Source organism: Mycoplasma sp. 2575 (genome assembly GCF_053851635.1).
Genome location: NZ_JBSQBB010000004.1, coordinates 43,286 through 65,671 on the forward strand (window position 1 = coordinate 43,286; position 22,386 = coordinate 65,671).

Sequence of the window (22,386 nt, forward strand, 5' to 3'; positions counted from 1 at the left end):
TATTTTCGTCAATGTGAATGCAGAGATAAATAAAGCAATCCATATTGGTAAGCAGGATGATAACATGCAATATGAGGATACTATGTAAGATTTTTTAATTTTCTTTGATAGCAAAAATGCTGATAGAGTAATAATAGCAGTTGATAGTATTAATCCAAATATAATAAATAATATAGTTATAATCATTTTAATTTTCTTTTTCCTTTTTTATTAATCATTTTCGTTCTTGATGTTTTATATCCTTAATATGTCCTAATTCAAGATAAATAACTTTATCCGCAATTTGTGCAACATCAGCATCATGTGAAACAATAATTATCGTAGTTCCATAATCGCGGTTGATTTCTTGAAGAATTTTTAAAACAATTCATCCCGTTTTTTCATCAAGAGCACCGGTTGGCTCATCAGCAACAAGAATATCAGAATTTTTAGCTATTGCTCTTAGGATAGAAACACGTTGTTGTTGACCGCCCGACATTTGTGAAGGGTATTTAAACATACATTCTTCAAGGTCGAAATCCTTAAATAATTTCTTAATATCCAAATGTTTTGACTTGTCCTTTTGTAAATAAGCGCCGGTCTCAACATTATCATAGCTATTTAGATTTTGCAATAAATTATAGTTTTGAAAAATAAATGAAATATTATCACGTCTAAATAGCGTTTGTCTGGATTCATTTAGATAAGGCAAATTTATATTATTAACAATAACCTTACCACTAGTTGGTCTATCTAGTGCACTTATTATATTTAAAAGCGTCGATTTTCCTGACCCTGATTTACCATACAATATTGCAATTTCGCCCTTTTTTATGGTTAAAGATACACCTTTTAGAACATCGGTTGCAACGTTTCCTGATAAATAAGTTTTCTTAACATCAAAGACTTCAACAATATTGCCATCGCTATTCTTTTCCTTTTCTAATCCATCTTTTTTTCGAGGTTTATTATTTGCTAATTTATATTTTTTTAGCGTTGCACTATCTAATGGATGTCCTGATATCCCATCAGCATTCGAAGCTATTGATGTCTCTTTTTTATTATTCATGGAAACATTTAAATCTTCATTTTTAGATTCAACTTTTTTATTTCTTCTTCACATTATTTTCCTTTCAAGGTGTCAATGGCCTTAATTTTATTTAAACTCTTTCAAGTAGCCATCGAGGTCAGAATAAACACTGTTAAGCAAATTGCTGCTGAGATAATAATTGTTGAATAGTGTAAAACAAGTGGCAAGACAATTTGAGATGTAGCCATCATAAATGCATTAAATACCGAAATCAATAGTAATGTTGCAGGTATCATTAATAAACAAGCAAATATTATAGTCGGAACAAAGTTAGCAAAGAATAGTGAAATCTTTTCGCGATTAGTATAACCTAAAACTGAAAACGTAGCTATTGCTCTTTGATTTGAGGCAATCATAATATTAGTAATAACAATTAATATTATAATGGAAATCAATAGCGACATAACAATAAAGGCTATTAGAATAACATTTACAGTTTCAGAAATATCAGCTATAAAGCCCGCCTCAATATCTTTACTATTAACGTTAAATGAGGCGCCATACATAATATTTTTACCATAAATAGTATCGGGTTGTATTCCATAAAATTTCGTAAGAATACTGCGTGCTAAACCTTTAAATTCTTCATTTGAATTAGCTTGTTTTACAATCTTTTCATATTGAGATTCATTTATATTAAGAAGTCTAAATAATACGTCTTTATATCTTAATTTAGCTCCAGGGTGTGCTTCATTATAGGAATCAATATTGTGTTCATAAACGGATATATAATTTAGATCTTTATTAGATATAAATATGCGTTTAAAGAATTCTCAAACAGTTTGATCGCTTGCACCCTCAACTTCAAATGAAGAAGTCGCACCTCAAAAACCGGTTGATGAATAAGTAGTTAAGGTATCGATTGTTTGGACTGGTGTTGTATCACTAGATAAAATACCATTAAATGCTTCATATTTTCGTCTAAAGTCTCTAGTAATTTTTTGTTTATTTTGTGGGTTTAAGAATATAGCATTTTCTAGTTCTTGTTTACGTGCGTTTTGCAAACGAGTAGTCAATGTGTCATAACCCAAAATTTTGTCTAAGATGTCCTTTCTTGTAATAAATTCACTATTAATGTATGTTTCGGATATATCAATAACTTCAAAGGTATATTTAGTTCTTGGTGGCTTTTGATTTAACGCACGATAACTAAAGCGATCAACATGGTTTAATAAATCAAATTCAATTTTCGAACCAATAGAAAGATTGTATCTTTTTTGGGCAACAGTATTAACAATCAATGGGATTGTAGTATTTTCATTATATTGATAGTTAGCTAATTTTTGTTGTAAATCTTCATTATTAGCATTGTGCATTGAAATGAATCTACTATCACCATAATATCCATAAATCTTTATTTCTTTATTATTATATAGTGTTTTAGCATAAGTATATTTTTCATTAGTTACATCATTTCAATAAATACCGCCAAATGATACAAAGAAATCAAGACCTTCAATACGACGGTAGGCATTAACCAAGAAATTACGATATTCCTGTCTATATCTCGATGTTGAAACAGATTTTGGTTTAAAGTATGTTTCATTAATGGGATCTCATTCAATAAATTTAAATTGTTCGCTAATTCTTCCGTTGGATTGATTGTTTTGATATAAAGACGACGAAGTGAAATAAAAGAAGCTCGTACGATTTTTTATATCTTCTGGCTTATTATTGGCAAGATCTTTTTGAAATTTTTCCAAATCAGTAACGGCAATAATATTTGATATGTCACTATCTTCAACATTTAAATAATCCTTACCAGTTTTTAACTTAGAAATATCAATTAAATATTGGGTAGCTTGCATTTCTTTTGATACACGCTTAAATATTTGCGCGACTCTAGCTCTTTGCGTTTCAGGCAAACTAGCATAAGTAATATCTCAAGGGCTTAATTCAACCGATAAATCAATCAAGATATCAAGTGATGATTTAGTCAACACTGTTGGTGCATACGGAATATGTGGGACATCGGTATTAAATGAACTGCCTGGTCTTAAGAAATTCGGGTTGGCATAATCAAGTTGACTACCATTTGATGAAGATGATCCAGCTAAATCATTAGGAACATATAATAATGAATTTATATCAGATTTATTATAAGTAACATAAGGCCCACCTTCAGTTGTCGGGCTTTCAAGATCAAGCTTAAATTTATAGAGTCTATCTTTATATGTTTTTGTTATAGCCTTATTAAAAATGTTGTTTGACGATAAAAAGAACATAGAAATCAACGATGTGGTTGAAAATGCTAAGAATAGAGAGAACATTTTTCAGAAATTATTTAGTGCCATAGAGGCGATAAATCTTGCTTTAACTGGCAGTTTTCTAAACATTGCTGAAATTCTTTGAGCAAAATTTCCAACCCTAACCTCAACAAGACCACTCATTAACTCAATAGGTTTTTTTCTAACAGAAATTGCTGTTATTATAAAAATTAAGAAACTAACAAATAACAACGGTGCAATTATTGTACCAAGGATGGCGGAGGTGTGAATAGGAATTATATTATTTTCAAGTGTCCAGTATGAAGACAAAACATTCATTGCTGTTCCCTGTAAGGCAAAACCAACAATATAACCAAGTAAACCACCAACAAAAGCAGGGATTCAACCAAAAGCACAAAATGCAAATGCTATTTTTGAGGTTTTATAACCCTGAGCACGCAATATTCCAACAACTTTATTTCTCGCTTCAATATATCTCTTCATAATAAAGTATATGATGAATGCAACTAAAATAGTTAAAACAGAAATTAAATAGAATGTGGCATTTTTGATTGAATTAACAATAGTTCTAATGGTTACAATTCTTATCTTTCTTTCAGGATTTATATTGTCTAATTCATCTTTTAAATAAACCTTTTTGTTAAATGAATTAGGATTAATAAGATTAATATCATTATTAAATTGCTCCTGCAATTCCTTCGGCGATTTATTATGCAAATATTTTCCATTCTCATCAACAGGTGCTTTAACTAATGCATAAGTCTTAACAGCAAAAGTTGGATATGCTGAATTTATACGGTCAAAACCCTTTGAATTAACATAAATAATTGCTTGGGTATTAGTATCTACTTGAATATTTTCTTCATTAATAACAGGATATAAATAATCAACAGTTGAATCAATACCAATGATTAAATACTCCTGCGTATTAACTTTAACCTTGTACTTTTCATCTAATGAAGAAATAAATAATTGCATAGCATAAGGGTTCGATAGATATTTGCTTATATCACCTTTATAGACTTCTTTACCGTTTTTAGATGCATAACCATAATTAACTTTAGCAACATATGAGCCTGAATCTGAATAAGAAATTAAATTTGATATTTTAATAGGTTCTATGATTTTATATACTGATTTTTCTAAAGATGAGGTAATGTTAATACCAAATAAATCAAGTCCCTTACCATTACTATTTCTTAATTTTTGATTAAAAATATAATTAAATCTAGATAGGTCTAAATCAATAGAAGTATCGTTTTTTGATTCAACATAATAAGCAGAATTTTCAAAATTTTGTGTAATTGCTTCAATTTGATAAAATATATCCTTAACATTCGAAGACTTAAGATTATTTAAAACTTTTTTAACAATATAAGCAATATTGCCTTCGTTTGGATTTGGACTTAAAATATAATATAAAGGAATTTGAGGAAAGCTTAGTAGTGTCAAAGGATTTAATAGATTATTAGGAATATTTAATAATGATAAATGATTATTAAGTCTTGAATTTTCAATAACCTTTTTGAATGCCAAATCTAGTTCATAATCATCTTTAATTAACGGTTTTATAGGAGTTTTGTCATTAGTTTCAAGGAATGAATCAAGAAACATTTTTAATGAATTATTGTAATAAGTTGGAATTTGCGAGGCTGTTGCAATGTAACCAAAGTTATAAGTAAGTTCATTTGAATTCTTAATTAAAAGGTCAATTATTTTATCAATAGTTTTGGTGTCAATTCTAGCATTAATTAAATTAGATTTAAATAAATTAATACCGTGCGATTTTTTCAATAAAGAAATAAGTTCACGATTTGCTAAATTAGTATGTGCATGAGCATAAGGAATTTTTAAAAGTGTTGCTTGATACTTATTATCGCTTCCCAATATTCCCAAACTAGGAATTGGATTAATAACTTTATCAAAGTTTTGCATTGCCTTAACAAATTCAGGATTTAGCGCTAGTTTATAGATTTCATTTAGAACAAGTTTAATTTGTGCATAAGAAAGTTTTTTAGCATATTGCTTTTCAATAATCTTTTGTCCAGTATTTTGATCAATAGATATTTTATCCTCAATACGCTCAATTCTATTCAAAAAATAAGCCATCTTAATTCATATGCTATATAAAACAAACATATTTTTAATAATTGATTCCTCACCATTTGCAAGAAATGATGAACCTAGATATTTAGCAAGAAAATTATGCAAGGTTTTGAGAATTTCTATTTGTGATTTTTTATCTTTAGCATTTGAATCAATAATTGCTGATAAATAGGCTAAATCAGCATATGATTCGGGCTTTTGGTTTTTATCTTCTAATATAAAGTCGAACTTATTATCCCTTGGTTTAAGAGATTTGAGTTTTAAAAGAGATACAAAATTAAAATATTTTTCAAGTTTAGCAAGTAATTTTGATAGATTATTTAGCTCAATATCATTAACAAGTGCTTGCTGTTTAACAAAATCAAACTCAGATTTAGTTAATTTTAATAAAGTTTTAGAATTTATTGCTTGTTTTACCTTCGCAATAATCTTTTTGATATCAACTAAATCAAATTCATTAATAGGAACATTATATGATGAAGGAATAGAAAAATTGCTAGACAAATTATTTGGCAATGCTAATTTAGGTAAAATAGCCAAATCTAGTAATGAAATTTTTCCTTCTTCTTTGGTTGGAATAGAAATATTTAATTCTTTAACCAAACTTTCTGTTTTGTTTGAAAAGTTAAAAATTTTAATAATCGCATTTTGAATTTGAATAATTTTGCTTGCTGAAATTTCATTTTCGCCAACAAGATTTAGAGAGGACATAAATGCTGCCAAATAATCAGATTGATTTAGATATTCAGTATTGTAATCGTTATAAATTTTATTATTAGCTGTAATTGGATATTTATTAATCTTAATTAATTTATTAAGTGAATTAGTGAATTGTTCAATATTTATATTTGAAAAAATACTAAATAGTCCTTCGTTAATATTCTTATATGAGCCATCTTTATTAGCGTCTAAGGCTTTGAAGAATTTTTTAGCCTCATCCTTCGTATTTTTATCTAAGTCTTGATTTATATTTTTGTATGCTTGAACTCATTTTTGGTAGTAGCTGCTTTTTTGCTCTGGATCAAGTATTTTGCTAAAATCTACTAAATTAAAAAGGTTCTTAATGGATTTTTTGAATTTTTCTTCATTCAATGAACTTAATAAAGAAATAATCATCCGTTCATGAGACATTGTTCAATATGTATCATTTACCGCAGTAAACGGTTTATATGGATGGCGATCATATCAATCGTTTATTATTGCTGAAAATTTAACAAAATCAATTGATGAAAATATTTCGGTTAAAATATCGAAAATTTTTTCTTTATCTCTTATATAAACAAATAGATCTTTTAATGAAATCTTGAGTTGTGGAATAATGTATAAATTAGAAAAATTTAAAATTCCGCTTAGATTATTTATTTGTGAAACAAGATAGTTTTCCCTTTCCTCATTAGTTTTAGCCGATAGTAAATATTGTTTTTTAAAATATAAAAATATCTTTGCAAAGAAATTATGAATGAAAGCATTTGCATTTATATTTATGTATTCAAGATTTTGGTTATTATCTTGCGGCAGAGGTTTAACTAAAAATTTAATAATATCTAAAATTGTTTTTTCTAAAATAAAACGGTTAGTTTTTCCGATGGCAAGCAATGTATGTAACCCATTGCTTTCGACAGAATCGGTGACAGCTTTGAAAATACGATATACATCACGGCGATCAAATAATTTTCCAAAATCTGCATCTAAAAGAACTGAACGCAATCTATCAACTAAGGTTTTAATTGTATTTTTTTGTGTAATTTCAAGAGTTAAATCTGGTGAAATTGATCCGAATGATATTGGTAAACTTATTGCGTTTCTAAATTGAGGATTAACAACGGCTCAACCGTTTGCACCTATTTCACCACGAACAGTATAATCTTGTTGAACAAGGTAATTATAAACTTCATCCAAGCTTAAATATTCCTTGTCATTAACTAAAACCTTATTTCACACGATATCGTCTGTAAAACCATCAATATTGCTTTGAACTAAAAATATATATTTATTTGGTCTAGGCATTGCAATTGCCCCAACGACAGTAGATCCTCCGGGGCGCTTTATTTCTGGCGTAGCAGTAGTTAAAACCAATATTTTTCCATCAACTAGTGTTGGGATTTTTGTATTTTCAAGAAAATCATAGTACTTTTCAAATCTTATATCCGCATTAAAATATTCATTATTTGGCGTAAAATTACGAAAAATAGTTTCAACTAACGACCTAGTATAAACAGCAGGAATTTTAGTTATAAGATTGCTATTTTTATCTGGCTTTAATAAGAATTTATCAACATTTTCATTTGAAATACTTGAATGCAAAATAGATGGATTAAGACTTTCATTATATAACTTACCGACATTATTTTCAAATCCTAGTATTTTTTTATCCTTATCACCAATATTAACAAAATGAAATACATTCTTTTTTGCGTTGCCTTCATTAACTGTTTCAACAGTGATGGTTTTTCTAATACCTAAATTATCTTTACCAACAGTTTTTTTAATATCTTCTAGTATTGAAGAACGAGCAAAACTTAAAGCATTATTACGAATAAAATTTTGAGCTACATTAAGCTTGCCAACATTTGATACATCTTGAAATTCTTCATCACTTAATGGCTGCGATCCTAATTTATTAAATTCTACTTGCTTAATATTTCATAAATTAAAGGCATCAAGGTTTTGTTTATTTTTAGGAATTCGTGTATTTTCTTTCCCTCCACTTCACGGCTGTTTAAAGGTAACATCAATATCATTTTTATCAATTGGAACCGTTTGCACAAAGGTTTGTTTATATTTATTTCCAATACTATAGGTAGTGGTTATGGTCTTATCTCAATAAGAGAAATATAAATGCTGCTCATATTCTTTAGGTTGATTTTTGCTAAATTGCTCAATAAATTTAAAGTACGATCCTTTTCAATTGGACTTATCTTCTTGATTGCTTTCATTTCAATTTAAAATGTAACGATATCAATTATATGAAACCATTCGCTCAGCTCTTCTTATTCATCCTTCCGGAATTTTATAAGTATTATTAGAAGCTAGTTCGATATATAGAGGAGAATTAGAAACTATTTTATTTACATTTGCAAATGTCCCGAGTTTAAAATCATCAACAAGGATATCATCATTAATAATATTTCATTGTGTTGTTTTTTGGTTGCCAGCGATTTTAATTTTTGCATTTTTAGCTTTTTCTTCATTAAAATATCACTTTTGATCATTTGATTTTTTTTCAAATCCCATTAATTCAAGGACTTTATTAGATTCAATAACATATAAAACGCCTTCTGCTTTTCATTCATCATAATCTTGGGTCAAAAATGATGCTTGTTTAGTTACGGTATTGATATAAAGAGGCGAAGATTCTACAACGCTATCTTTAATTGTTTGTTGATTAAAAGGTCCTTGGGGACCATATGATATAGTTAAAATATCACCTAATTTTACTTTTGTTTTAAATCTTATTAAGTCATCGGTATTAACTCTGTTTACTTTAGTTACCAAAGAATATTTATTTCCCTCTTTTTGATAAACTTTAAATTTTCTATTTTCACCTGAAAAAGTAAATTCTCTAATCTTTTTTGGATTAGGGTTTTCTTTATTAATCTCGAATCTGACACTTGAAACTTGACCTGAAAGTTGTTCATAATATAATTTTAAAAAGTCTTCAGTCTTCAAATAATATTTAGGATTGGTGTTTCAATTTTCGATAGTATCTTTTATGTTAATAAAATTGTGCTCGCTTCCCGGCAAATTAATCGTATAAGAAACATCCGAACCATTTTTAGATGATTCGAATTTTATTGGCGAAGTAATAACACTATGATTATCCTTATCAATTTGATTATATCCATGGCTAGGGATGACTCCTGAAGGATTAATATCTAAATCAACAGTTAAATCATGCAATTTAGAAACCTTATCATATGCATTTATTGTTCGTGAATATGAAGTCTTAACATCATTTAACAAAGTAAATAAAAATGTTGTTAAGAAAATTAAGATTGTTAAACAAATTAATGTAACTTTGTTTTTAGCAAGTGACCTAAAAACTTCTTTAAATAATCTCTTCATCTCTCGCCCCTTCCCAAACTTTGTAATGTTAATTATATAGTTTATTAAATTATTATTTAATAAATTTTTTTAAATATGCAACAAAAAATTCTGCTCATGTACATAATGAGCAGAAAAGTTAAATTTATTTTTTGGAATTTTCTTTAATAATTATCGACCATTTTCTTGGGATAAAATTAGGGGTAGGAATTTTTTTTTCATAATAAACCAAGACATTATCGATAGTAAAAAATTTATTTAAACATAAAGTATTAAATTTAATTTTTAATATATTCTTAATATTTCTAGAATTATCAATTTCCTTTTGAAAATTAGTTGATTTTAAAAAACAAAAAATTGAGCCTATTTTTCCAACATGATGAGATATTTCAACAAGATTCTTTAATTCTGAAACTGCTCTTGCGCTTATAAAATCAAATCTTTCCTTTTCTAATGATTCTTCTGATCTTATTTTAAGAATCCTTACATTTTTTAAATTACATTTTTTGACTACAAGCCATAAAAAATTTACCCTTTTTTGCATCGGCTCATAAATTGTAAGATTAAAATTTTGACTATATATTAAATAAGGGATAATAGGAAAACCTGCTCCTGAACCAATGTCAAGAACCTCCTTATTACATAGATTTGCAATATTTTTATTTATATTTTTAAAAATAAGAATTGATTCTATAATGCCCTCTTTAATTAATTTTTCACCGTAAAAACCAGTTAAATTATACTTCTTATTTTCTTCTTCAATTAACTGATAATATAAATAAAGTTTAGCAATTATGTCTTCATCTTCAATGCAAAGATATTGAGTTATAATTCTTCTAAATTCTTCCATTACTATATTCTTTATAAATTTCACTTATTGATGTGCTATTAGTATTAGCCTCAATAACTAAACCAAGAAATTCGGCCATTGATAATTCTTTTAGCTTCTTAAAATGTGATAAATGTGAGTGATCTACTGAATTAGTTATTATAACTTCATCAATGATAGGATTGCTTTCAAACATTTCAAAACCTCTTGAAAATAACCCGTGTGTTGCAGCGATAATAACTTTGTTAGCGCCTTGTGCCTTTAGTGTTTCTGCGGCATGTATAATAGTTCCACCAGTATCAATAATATCATCGTAGATGATTACATTCTTACCATTAACATTACCTAAAACGCCCATAATTTCGGATACATTTGGGCCAGTTCTTCTTTTATCAATAATTGCAATTGGTTCATCGGAATTTAGGCATTCTGATAATTGACGTGCTCTAACTGCGCCGCCATGATCAGGAGAGACAATAACAAATTTATCTTTTCTTTTTCTTAATTCCTTAGCAAAAATAAATTGACCTCTTAGATCATCAACAGGAATATTAAAAAAGCCTTGAATTGATGCATTGTGCAAATCAACAACAATAATTTTATCAGCACCAGCAGTTTCTAATAAATCAGCAACAAGTTTGGCTGAAATTGGATGTCTGCCGCTTGTTTTTCTATCTTGTCTTGCATAACCATAATAAGTAGTAACACAAATAATTCTTTTTGCGCTAGCACGCTTCAGTGCATCAATAAATATCAAAAGACTCATCAAATTATCATTGACTGGTTTTCCTGTATTGTTGATAACAAAAACAGTTTTATTTCGAACAGTTTCGTCGGGATAAACTAAATTCTCGCCGTCAGCAAAAACAACTTTATTAACCTTTTTAACATCAGTGTCTAAATATTTAGCAATTTCATTAGCTAGTTTTTCAGAATTGTCCATCCCAAAAATAATTACATTTTCATCTAATTTTTTCATTTTTTTTAGCTTAAATTTTCCTTCCCTAATTTTTAATATTAATTTTAATATATTAATGTGTTAATATTTAACTTTTTCTTAGATTATTACAAAATTAAAAAAATAAGCCAAGTTGACTTATTAATTATAAGAAATGCTTATAGATCTTACGATAAATAATTTTGGTTATTATTACAAGAAATGTATAGGTCGAAAGCAATAGTGCAAGCCAAGCATAAAATATCGAGGGTAGCGGTGCTAGTTGCAAGGAAGTATTTAGCTTTGGAATATAAGGAAGAGCAGTTACCAGCGCAACTCCGGTCAAGGTTGAAACAATCACCGGAGTAGAAGCGTTAGATTTAATTAGTGGCACTTTATCAGTTCTTAATAGATGAATAACGAAAGTTTGTGTTCACATTGAGATAACTAATCACCCAGCTCAAAACATCAATCTAAATTCTTTTTGTTGTTCAAGAGATAAATTACTATAATCACTAATTTTGGTAAATGTTGTTTGTTTAATTGCTTGTGGAATGATAACAAAAAATAATAAACAAAACGACATAACATCAACAATTGAACTAGCAGGGCCAAATCATAGCATAAATCGCCAAATAGACTTATGTCCCCATTGCCGCGGAGATTGAATAAATTCTTTATCTACATTATCTCAGGGAATTGTTCCACAACAAAAATCATAAATTAAATTTAAAAAAATAATTTGCACAGGTGCTAAAGGAATAAATGGAAGCATAATTGAGGCTATAACTACGCTAAAAATGTTTCCAAAGTTTGAGGACACAGTCATTTTTATATATTTATTAATATTGGCATGAGTTTTTCTTCCCTCAACTATCCCTGTAGCCAAAACATTTAAATCTTTTTCAAGAAGAATGATATTAGCTGACTCTTTTGCAATATCAACTGCTGTATCTACAGATATTGATACGTCAGCAACCTTCATTGCTGGTGCATCATTAATACCATCACCCATGTAGCCAACAACGTGACCATTATTACGCAAAATGGTAATTATTCTAGCTTTTTGATCGGGGCTAAGTTTAGCAAAAATTTGTGTCTTTTCGACTTCGATTGCTAGCTCGACATCACTAAGTTTAGTAATATCTTTTCCTAGCAATATTTTTTCATAAGGAATGCCGACTTTTGAACAAACTGCCTTTGTAACCAGTGGATTATCACCAGTTAGTATTTTTACTTCTACGCCCAAATTATGTAACTTCTTAATAGCATCTTCAGCAGAATCTTTCGGTGGGTCTAAAAATGTTAGATAGCCTATTAAAGTCATATCTTTTTCATCGTTTACACTCAGCTTTCCGACAGCATCAATATTAGACTTTTTGGAAGCGACAGCAACAACTCTCATTCCTTCTTCACTAAATTCCTCAACCTTATTCAAAACTTTACGGATTACCTTTTTATCAAGAGGAATTACTTTTCCATCTAAATAAATTGTGCTACATACATTAATAATTTCTTCAACAGCTCCTTTAGTAATCAATGTAACCTTATTATTTTTAAGAGACTTTACAAGCACTGACATACGCTTTCTATTGAAATCGAAAGGAACCTCATCAATTTTCAAATAATGCAGTTCAAGATTATCTAATGATTTTTGTTCATCAGCTAAATCAAGGGTACGATTAATAATCGATTTATCTAGTAGGTTTTTTAATCCCGTTTGATAATAAGAATTTAAAAAAGCATACTTTAAAACATGATAATCCTCTTTCCCATTAACATCAAGGTGCCTTTCAAGAATAATTTCATCTTGAGTTATTGTTCCAGTCTTATCAGTACATAAAATATCCATAGCACCAAAATTTTGGATAGAGTTAATATTTTTAACAATAGTTTTTGCCTTCCCCATTGCGATTGAACCTTTTGATAAACAAGCAGTTACAATCATTGGCAACATTTCAGGGATTAATCCGATAGCAATAGATATACCAAATAATAAAGCATTAAATCATGCATTGTTTCCTTCAATCTTTTGATGGGTTAATCCAACAATTAAAAAAATGATAGGAATAACAAAAGCAATGATGCAGGTTAACATTACAGAAATTTTTTTAATACCCTTTTCAAAGTTAGTAGGGACTTGTTTTTCATTTAATTTTGAAGCCACCTTACCAATGACAGTATCATTTCCGACTACTAGCACCAATGCTTTTGCTGAACCAGAAATAATGTTTGAACCCATAAAAGCAAGATTGGGTCTATCTGTCAGATTATCATAATTAGTTTGTGCATCAATAATACTATATTTTTCAATTGCATCGCTTTCGCCAGATAACGAGGATTGCGAAACAAATAAGTCTTTTGCCGCAATAATTCTAACATCACCAGGAATAATATCACCAGCTGCTAAATGGACAATATCACCAACAACTATTTCGTCCATCGGTATTTCCTTTAGAACCTCATCACGCTCAACCAAACAAGTTGTCTCAATAATTTCAATAAGTTTATTGGCACTAGAAGCAGATTTTTGTTCTTGAATAAAGTGAATAATACTGCTGGCAAAAACTATTACCAGAATAATAATGACAGTTATATAATTAACTTCATTATACTTACCACTGCTTATTGGCAATATAATATCGACTACAGCAGTAATAATTGTAAGTATAAAAAGAATAATATTAAACAAATTAAAGAAAGAGCGGATTAATCTTTTTCCAGCAGTGTCAGCCCCTTTTTTGGAAATTTTATTTACACCATATTCATCGCGGTTTTGCTCAACTTGTTTTTCAATCTTGATACCATTTTTAGAAGATTTATATTTTTCAAATAAAAGTTCTACATCACTAATAGATGCTTCAACTAGTCGCTTATTTATCGGATTATTTTTTGCTAAATCTTGCTTAGATAATTTAATATTTTGACTTTCAATATTATTAACCTTTGCTTTCTTCATTATTCACCTCCTTTATATTTAAAATATGTTTAAGGAAGCAGTAATTCTACATAATTAACAAAATGTGCTTAGTGAAAACACAATATTTGCACTACTTCGATCACTACTTTGTACTTCCATTAAGTCACCTTTCCATTTTATATTTACTTAATTTTACATTAAACAACAATTTAAAAAATAAAAAAGTAATAAACATACCTCTTAATATCTAACTATCATATAACTGTTCTAATTCTTTTTCAGAAAGATTATAAAGGTCTCCGTTTTTAACTATTTGACCATTATTAATAAAAATATATTTAGAAAAATTATTTCTAAGGACATTTAAATCATGAATATTAACTAAAACTGTTGTGTTATATTTCATGTTGATATTTTTTAAAATTGACATTATATCCTTTGATGTCTTAATATCCAGTGAACTAGTTGGTTCGTCAGCTAAAATAATATCAACGTCTCTTAGCAAAATTTTTGCTATTTCAACACGTTGTTTTTGTCCACCTGATAAATCAGAAATTTTTGTAAAGATCTTATCTAAAATTCCTAAGGAGTCGAGAACATTATAAATTTCTTGTTTTTGTGATTTAGTTATTATTTTTAACAAGGAAAATAACACATTTTTATATTTTGAATAAAAATGCAAAATATTTTCATACACATTTAACGACTCAATAAGATTTGTTTCTTGCGAAAGATAACCAACTCTCTTTACTATTTTTTTTCATTGTCGTTTCGAAATGTTCTCTATATCATATTCATTAATAAAAAGTTTGCCTTGACTAGTTTTTAGTTGTTTTAGAATGGCATTAAACAATGTAGTTTTTCCTGAACCAGATCTTCCTATAATAGCAATCATTTCACCTTGATTAATTAACAAATTTATATCATTTAATATATTCATCTTTGATCTTGGATATGCGGCATAGTAATGCTCAAATTGAATTTTCTTCATATTTTAATATTATATTGTAATTTTTAACATATTAATATAACGCAATTATGCAAAAAATAAATTTACATCATATTAATATTAACAAATAGGCCTGCCATTATAAATTCTCAATAAATTAAACTTAAAAGAAATAAATAAAAAAACTCCCAATTAAAGAGAGATTTCCATGTTTAAACAATAGCTTTAATCATTACTTAAAATCTGGTTCTATACCTAAATTTTTAAGAATTTCAACAACAGTTTCCTTCATTTCCTTTGAAAATGAATCAAATATGGATTGTTCATCATCTGTTAATCTAATTTTTGGTAAATGACGATAACCATTTCTTCCTAAAATTACAGGTAATCCAAAATAAACACCACTATTTTCATACTCTTGTGGGAGTTTAACTCCTAATGAATAAATTGCTTGACGATCAGTTAAAATTGATTGCGTAATTTCGGCTAGGTTTTCACCAATTCCAAAATTTGTAATTCCTTTTCCAGTAATAATTTCAAATGCTTCATCCTTAACTTTTTGATTTAATTTTTGTAATCATTCTTCCGAAATTGTATTATTTGCTAATCAATCCTTTAATGAACCAAGTCCTATTCTTATTTTTGAAAACGGAATTAAACATCTTGCTCCGTGTTCTCCAATAACAAATCCAGTAATCGATCCTGCCTTAACATTAATTTTTTCAGACAGGAATTTTTTCATTCTAGCGGTTTCAAGAATTGTTCCAGATGATATAACTCTTTCAGGAGCAAATTTTGTGATTTGTTGATATATTGAAGCCATAATATCAACCGGGTTTGAAGCAATAATAGTAATACCATTGAAACCTGATTGCTTTATTTTTGTTCCTATTTCAGCAATTAATTTAGCATTATCTGTTAATAATTCAAGTCGATCTTTTAAAACTCCATCCTTCGGTTTTACCGATGCAGTAATAACAATGATCTCAGCATCTGCTAAATCTTGATAAGTTCCAGCCACAAATGTTGAACCGCTTTGTAACATCGAACATGCAGCATCATTTAGATCTTTAGCTTGTGCTTTTGCATATTCAACAAAGGCATCAACCAATACATAATCAGCCTCAATCGATTTATTCAATGAAGCATATAAATAGGCCGAACCAACGGCCCCAACGCCAATAATTCCTATTTTAGTCATTTTTTTGTCCCCCCATTAATTCGTTAATTTTTTTAGCCATAACGATATTAAACGTTTTTAATCCGGTTTCTTCAAATGGATCTATTTTCATAAGATGTGCACTCATTATTGATGCACGATGAATAAAGGAAACAATTCAACCCAATGTTTTGTCCTCTAAATCACTAATAACTATATCTATAAAAGGTATTTGAATACCTAGATAATAATCCTTAGTTGCTTGCAATAATGCCTTATTTACATTGTTAAATGTTTTCTTCATTAAAAAATTAAGTTCATCGCCATCGTTGTCATTAACAATAGCTATATTGAAGTCAAACATGGGATTTTGAACCAAAATATGAGTATTAAACATTCTTCTTTGCTTATTATAAAACAAATTAGCAAACGTTTTAGTATCAGAAGGATGAATAAATGTGTTAACCTGTATCCCTTTATAACTCCGATATGAAGACGAAACCAGATACATAGCAAATAAATCATTTAAACATTTATAAATTTTAGATCCCGAAACAATATTCTCAATTGCAAAAATGTCTTTCTCTTCATGATTGCGATCTTGTTTATTAAATATATATCTAACTAGAGCGTAACGATATGCACTATTATTTTCTAAATTTGTGTTACTAAAATATTCATTTGCTTCTTTTGCTCCTTCAATATAATCATCAATGTCAATATTAGCACAAGCAAGTGGTAATAAAACTGCTGCTGAATAGTTTAAATATCTTTCAGGGGTATTATCTAATAAAACTAAATGATTATAATTTTTTGTTTGAACAAGATTGAATAATTTTCCATAGTTGTTATTAGTTGTTATAAAAATATAATTGGTTGCATTATTTCTGCCAACCTGTATATTAAGTAATGTAACCAATTCTCTAAAAACAATTAAGCTCTCAATATCCTCTCCATTTTTTGATATAACATTAATTGCAAATGACCTATTTTCTAAATATTGAATTAGGTTTAAGATATCTATTCCTTCATAACTTTCATCAACATACATAATCTCAATTCCACAATTATTTCTTAAGCGGGAATTCGCTAGGCCTATTATACTCTTTGATTGAATACATATATGTTGTGGAGCAATGACAACAAAGGTTTGGATTTTTTCATCATTAAAAAATTTGACAATTTTTTTTATCTTTGAATAATCACTCCTTTGGATATTTCTATCAATTTCAAAAAAACCAAAATTTTTATATCCTTCAATTTCTTTGGATTTTATTTTATCATTAATATCGTTAATAATATCCTTATATTTACCACTAAATAATTTAGAGTCAATAACCTGGTCAGATAAAAATTCTATCTTACTTCTAATCGCCATAATGTATTCCTTTATTTGTAAAATCAAGCAATTTATCAAACTTAGCGCCATTTTTATCAAGTTTAAAACTAAAAGGATTTCTTAATTCCTTTGGATGAATTTGCTTAAATGAAAAAATAAGTTCACCATTTGCTGCTATATCAATAATTATTAGTTCTTTAATGTCATTAATCTTAAAAAATGAATTCAAATTACTTATATAATAATCACTAACTTCAGAAATGCCTAAATAACCAACATGGTTGGTTTTGGTTATAAGAGTTATAAATTTGCTTGAAATTTTGTAAACTTTTGCCTTTATTATTTGACCGACTGAATAACTCATCTTTTTCCCTTTTAAATGTACTTAGTAGCATATAAATTATATGCTAAATAACAAAAAATAATTATGATATCCAAAGTATATTTTATATTTTCAAAGCAAAATAGCATATCTATAAAACTTACTCTTAAATCCAATATTAATTACAACATAAGTAAAAAGAGGTTTTTTCCTTTTTGCAAACTAAAAAGTACTATAATTGAATCATAAATTTATGAACAGGGGTGCCCATTAAGGCTGAGAAATACCCTCGTTAGCTGATCCAGATAATACTGGCGTAGTGAGTTCTTATTTTTTGGTCATCATCCCTTTTTAATTAAATTGAAGGGATTTTTGTTTTATGAAAAATAAAAAAATAGCGTTTATACTAAGCCTAAGCACTCTAATGTCCACATTTGCCTTTATTTCTATTGCGTGCAGTGCAAAGCAGGATGCTAATTTAACATTAAAATTTGTTATAAATGAGCCTTTTTTTGGTAATAAAAAACATCTATTTTTTAGCAAAATTTTATCTGAATTTAAAAAGAAAATAAATAAGGATGCAACAATTAAAGTAAGATACGTTTCAGCAAATAATGATATAGCTGGTATTGTTAGAAAAAAAACAAGCAACATTGCTATCATTACGACTCCTTTATTCATCAAAAACAATGACCAAAATATTGTTCCTATCTTGCAAACTATGACTAGGGCATTTAAATTTGATAAAAATTTTAATGATAGCTACTCAGATGGATCAAACACTGACAAATTAAGAATTATTGCTGCTAAATTACAAAAATTGTTTAATAAAAAATCATATACCGCATGAACCGATGAAGAATATAGTTGAAATGGAAATATATACGAATATTTCTATGCAAAAAATAATGAATTAGTTGAATACTATCGTGGCATTATAATGATTCAAGGCACAAATGAAGAAAGAGAACAAATTAAAAAAGCATGAGACAATAAAGATTGAAATACTTTTAGAAATTTTGGTATTGTGACCGGTAAGGAAAGCAGCGGTTCAAAATATATTCTACAAGAAGCATTATTCAAAAAGCATTTTAATCTAGAAAACAATAAATTTAATTCTTTTGCTGAAGATAAAATAAAAAATATCGAAAAATATACGCAAGGAGAAGCAAAAAATATAGCGAATGGTTCACTTAAAAAATATCATATTGTTTTCGATGAAATGGCCTCGTTTGCCTATCGTAATAATAAAAGGGGCAAGTTTTACACCCCTGATGATGGGAATGTTAAAATTGAGTTTTTAACGGCCACTGATCCACTAAAGTATAATGTTGTAGTGGTTAATAAAGATGATTTCAATACGGAACAAATAAACTATTTAAAAAATATAATAATAGACTTATGAAGAAATAACGAAGATGATTATGGTCCTACCGTAGGATTTAATGGCTACAAAATAATTAATGATGTTGATAAGGAAGTAATACAACCTTATAATAAAATATTTAGTTAATATGTGATTAAAAAGAAACATTTTTAAAGAACAGTTAAAATTAGGCAATACTATTTTAAAAAACGGACCATATCGGCTAGTTTGAAAAATAGCATTTTTTGTTTTTATTATTTTATTAATTATAGCTTCAATCTATATTGTTAATTTTAGTTTTGCACCATCAGGTATTAACCTCTTTATTAAAAATTTAAGAGATTTTTTTTCTCCAAGTAGTTTTAGCAATATATATAAACAAAATCTCTTTTATATTTCTTTTTTGTTTTTATGAAATAGTATAAAAATAATTTTCCTAAGTACAATTATTGGATTCATGCTCGCATTTCTCACTTCGTATTTTTCTAATATTAAAACCAATAGCAAATATATAGCTATTCCATCTAAAGTTATAGTAATTGCTTTAAGAATTTTTCCAGAATTGTTTTTTGTATATTTATTTAAAATTTCTTTTGATAAAAAACTAGCGATAGCATTAATTTTTTGTTGATTTACATGACTTTGATTGCATGAGTATTTTTCACAAATAATTGAGAATGCTAATTTTAGTATTTTTTATCATTTGGTAAAATCACAGCACTCAAGACAAAAGGCTTTTTGAACAGAAATATGACCTCAACTTAGAAAAAAATTCATAAGTTACTTCATCTATGCATTTGAAACAAATTTACGTTGGTCAGCAATACTAGCTAATATTGGTTTTTTAGGGATAGGAATTTTAATAAATCCTCAAATTCAGCCAATAAATTATACAGAACTAATAATACCTTTGCTAATACTAGTTTCCTTCTTGTTTTTAGTGGAAATTATTAGTGAAAATATTAACAAATTCCTATTTGAATCTCGAAAACAAGATAATATCAATTTTAAGAAATATCAAACTAATAATATAATCAAAAAAACTTTTATTTCACTATTTATTTTACTTACCTTTGTGCTAATTTGCATAGCTATAAAAGATTTAGCTCATGAAAAATTTTATGAGACCGAAGCTACTAGCTTTTTAAATAATATGTTTAAGGGGAGTTGAAAAGATATAATTTTTAGCTTTAGCGAAGATGGGATTTTTTGGATTATCATTCAATTTGCATCACTTGTATTCTTAACCTTCATTTTAACATATTTTATTTCATATTTTAGAATGCTATTAATGTCTAAATCAATAGTAGGAAAACATTTGAGTATCTTCTATAAGTATTTAAATATATTAATAAGAGCAATACCTGCTGTTATCATATTTCTAATGCTTTCTAATCTTTTTGAAGAATTGTCAGCATCATTTGTTTTTGCTTTTGGTATCCATAGTGCATCTTCAATATCAAGAAACTTATATCAGACAATTAATAACATTAGTATAGAAAAAATAAAAGAATTAAAAAAACTAGGCTTCTCTAATTTTTTGATATATAGAAATTTTATTCGCCCAAAAATTAGACTAGATTTCATTAGCTTTGCTAGCCTAGAACTAGAAAAAATAGCTAGAAATTTTATAATTTATGGTTCTTTGTCTTCTTCATTATTAGGCCAAAAAACAAATCTAACAAGAGCAAAAGATATAGCTGATGTTTCGCCTTATTTGTGAATAGGTTTTATTATCATTGCGCTAATCAGTTTCACTTCATATTTCATAAGATTTAGTATTAAACAAAGAAATTAAAATAAAAGACAGATAATCTGTCTTTTATTTGTTTATGTCAGTCACCTGAAATGGTACGCCCTAGAGGATTCGAACCTCTGACCCAATGGTTAAAAGCCATTTGCTCTACCTTCTGAGCTAAGGGCGCTTCTGGTGCCCAGAACTGGACTTGAACCAGCACGGCCATTACAGCCAACGGATTTTAAGTCCGTAGCGTCTACCATTCCGCCACCTGGGCATTAATTGATTAATGCTTAAATATTATAATATATTTTTTAAAAAATAAAAAAAATTAATTTTTGTAAATTCTCAATTATTTTGTTACATTGCAATTCTCAATTATTTTCAACATCCTATAGTTTAAAATAATTATAAGAGGTAACGGGAAATATAAAAAAATAGAAATCCAAAATTTAACAGATTTTGAGAAAAAAAGAAAAGATATTTATACCGATATAACTAATAAAAAAAATAAAAATAAACCAAATCGCCATAGAACACGAAGTTAGCCGTTTTACAGTTTCTAAAATTAAAAAATCTATAAATTTTAGCGGAACATTTAATGTCTCGCACAAAAATAAAGGAAATAAAAATAGACAAAAGTTTAGTGATGATCTTGTAGATTATGAAATTGAAAAAATCAGAGATTTTAGTTCTTTTGTTTTTGATCAACCCAGAGATAGAACTAGAAATGTTACTATAGCAATTTATTATAGAACAAAAGGTTCAATAATCTCTTTAAAAACTCTTTACATACGCACCTTAAAAAGGGGTTATGAAACAGAGCACTTGCACAAGGCGACTAGAAAAGAAGCTAAAAGAAACACAAAAAATATTTTAAATAACGCAAGTTTTAGAAACAATATTTTATTATGCAATAAATAGCAGATTAGAGAATCTTAAAACAATAGAAAAAATGCAGTAATAAAAAATACCTGGAAAAATCTTTCTCCAGGTATGATCGTTGAGATCGATGCTACGCCAGACACAATGGGATTGGGTGAAACTTTTCATACTTACCACGCTATTGATCCTGCCACTGGTAGGCTTTTAGCAGTCCATATGTCTAAAGAGAAAACCAATATTGGTTATATGAATCTGATTGAAAACTTTTTAGAACACAAGGAATTCCACGGATTATAAAGACCGATAAGAGAACAACTTTTTGAAAAAGAGTCTTCATACACACCTATTACTGAGTATTTGCGATCTTTAGGCTTTAAAGTTTAAACTTCTAGTGTTTTGCAATTTAAGTCTTTTGTTGAAAGGTCTTTTAAAACTGCTCAATTAAATTATCCCATATGCTTTAAAATAAAGAATATAAAACATTGAACAGAAATT

General features: G+C 28.0%; 12 protein-coding genes, 2 tRNA genes and 1 riboswitch. Of the genes, 3 read left to right on the plus strand and 11 right to left on the minus strand.

Annotated elements, in window-relative coordinates; translation table 4 throughout:
• Positions 1 to 187 precede the first annotated feature (187 nt).
• From ACWXVU_RS01185 to ACWXVU_RS01225, 9 genes are all read right to left on the minus strand, one after another.
• Positions 188 to 1,102 carry an ABC transporter ATP-binding protein gene (locus tag ACWXVU_RS01185; protein ID WP_444704803.1) on the minus strand — a complete coding sequence of 305 codons (915 nt, stop codon included), beginning with the start codon at positions 1,100 to 1,102 and terminating at the stop codon, positions 188 to 190.
• Complete coding sequence (locus tag ACWXVU_RS01190) at positions 1,102 to 9,468, minus strand: ABC transporter permease (protein ID WP_456011991.1); 8,367 nt, start codon at positions 9,466 to 9,468, stop codon at positions 1,102 to 1,104. Before ACWXVU_RS01190 ends, ACWXVU_RS01185 begins: the two co-directional genes overlap by 1 nt.
• Positions 9,469 to 9,592: 124 nt before the next feature.
• Complete coding sequence (rsmG, locus tag ACWXVU_RS01195) at positions 9,593 to 10,297, minus strand: 16S rRNA (guanine(527)-N(7))-methyltransferase RsmG (RefSeq protein WP_455994937.1); 705 nt, start codon at positions 10,295 to 10,297, stop codon at positions 9,593 to 9,595.
• Positions 10,284 to 11,255: a ribose-phosphate diphosphokinase gene (locus ACWXVU_RS01200; protein ID WP_438340349.1), complete on the minus strand. Its 972-nt coding sequence runs from the start codon at positions 11,253 to 11,255 to the stop codon at positions 10,284 to 10,286. Before ACWXVU_RS01200 ends, rsmG begins: the two co-directional genes overlap by 14 nt.
• Positions 11,256 to 11,379: 124 nt before the next feature.
• Positions 11,380 to 14,172, minus strand: a complete 2,793-nt coding sequence (mgtA, locus tag ACWXVU_RS01205; RefSeq protein WP_456011992.1) for a magnesium-translocating P-type ATPase — start codon at positions 14,170 to 14,172, stop codon at positions 11,380 to 11,382.
• A 208-nt stretch (positions 14,173 to 14,380) separates the two neighbouring features.
• The gene (locus ACWXVU_RS01210; protein WP_456011993.1) at positions 14,381 to 15,124 is read right to left on the minus strand and encodes a phosphonate ABC transporter ATP-binding protein; all 744 of its coding nucleotides are present in this window, start codon (positions 15,122 to 15,124) and stop codon (positions 14,381 to 14,383) included.
• Positions 15,125 to 15,314: 190 nt separating this feature from the next.
• Complete coding sequence (locus tag ACWXVU_RS01215) at positions 15,315 to 16,283, minus strand: lactate/malate family dehydrogenase (RefSeq protein WP_438340352.1); 969 nt, start codon at positions 16,281 to 16,283, stop codon at positions 15,315 to 15,317.
• Positions 16,276 to 17,619, minus strand: coding sequence for a hypothetical protein (locus tag ACWXVU_RS01220; RefSeq protein WP_456011995.1), 1,344 nt, complete (start codon positions 17,617 to 17,619; stop codon positions 16,276 to 16,278). Before ACWXVU_RS01220 ends, ACWXVU_RS01215 begins: the two co-directional genes overlap by 8 nt.
• Complete coding sequence (locus ACWXVU_RS01225) at positions 17,609 to 17,944, minus strand: hypothetical protein (RefSeq protein ID WP_444704808.1); 336 nt, start codon at positions 17,942 to 17,944, stop codon at positions 17,609 to 17,611. Before ACWXVU_RS01225 ends, ACWXVU_RS01220 begins: the two co-directional genes overlap by 11 nt.
• Before the next feature lie 207 nt (positions 17,945 to 18,151).
• Positions 18,152 to 18,242: riboswitch (TPP riboswitch) on the plus strand.
• 39 nt (positions 18,243 to 18,281) lie between these two features.
• Between ACWXVU_RS01225 and cypl the strand changes: the two genes are divergently transcribed.
• Both cypl and ACWXVU_RS01235 read left to right on the plus strand, forming a co-directional pair.
• Positions 18,282 to 19,415 (plus strand): ABC transporter thiamine pyrophosphate-binding lipoprotein p37/Cypl, encoded by a 1,134-nt coding sequence (gene cypl / locus ACWXVU_RS01230; protein ID WP_456011996.1) that lies wholly within the window; start codon positions 18,282 to 18,284, stop codon positions 19,413 to 19,415.
• Between the two features lie 310 nt (positions 19,416 to 19,725).
• Positions 19,726 to 21,066, plus strand: coding sequence for an ABC transporter permease subunit (locus ACWXVU_RS01235; RefSeq protein WP_456011997.1), 1,341 nt, complete (start codon positions 19,726 to 19,728; stop codon positions 21,064 to 21,066).
• Between the two features lie 51 nt (positions 21,067 to 21,117).
• Here the strand turns inward: ACWXVU_RS01235 and ACWXVU_RS01240 are convergent.
• A tRNA-Lys gene (locus tag ACWXVU_RS01240) sits at positions 21,118 to 21,193 on the minus strand.
• Positions 21,194 to 21,196: 3 nt separating this feature from the next.
• Positions 21,197 to 21,283: transfer RNA gene (locus ACWXVU_RS01245), tRNA-Leu, on the minus strand.
• A 719-nt stretch (positions 21,284 to 22,002) separates the two neighbouring features.
• Here ACWXVU_RS01245 and ACWXVU_RS01250 point away from each other — a divergent pair.
• Positions 22,003 to 22,188 (plus strand): hypothetical protein, encoded by a 186-nt coding sequence (locus ACWXVU_RS01250; protein WP_438340358.1) that lies wholly within the window; start codon positions 22,003 to 22,005, stop codon positions 22,186 to 22,188.
• Positions 22,189 to 22,386: the final 198 nt, after the last annotated feature.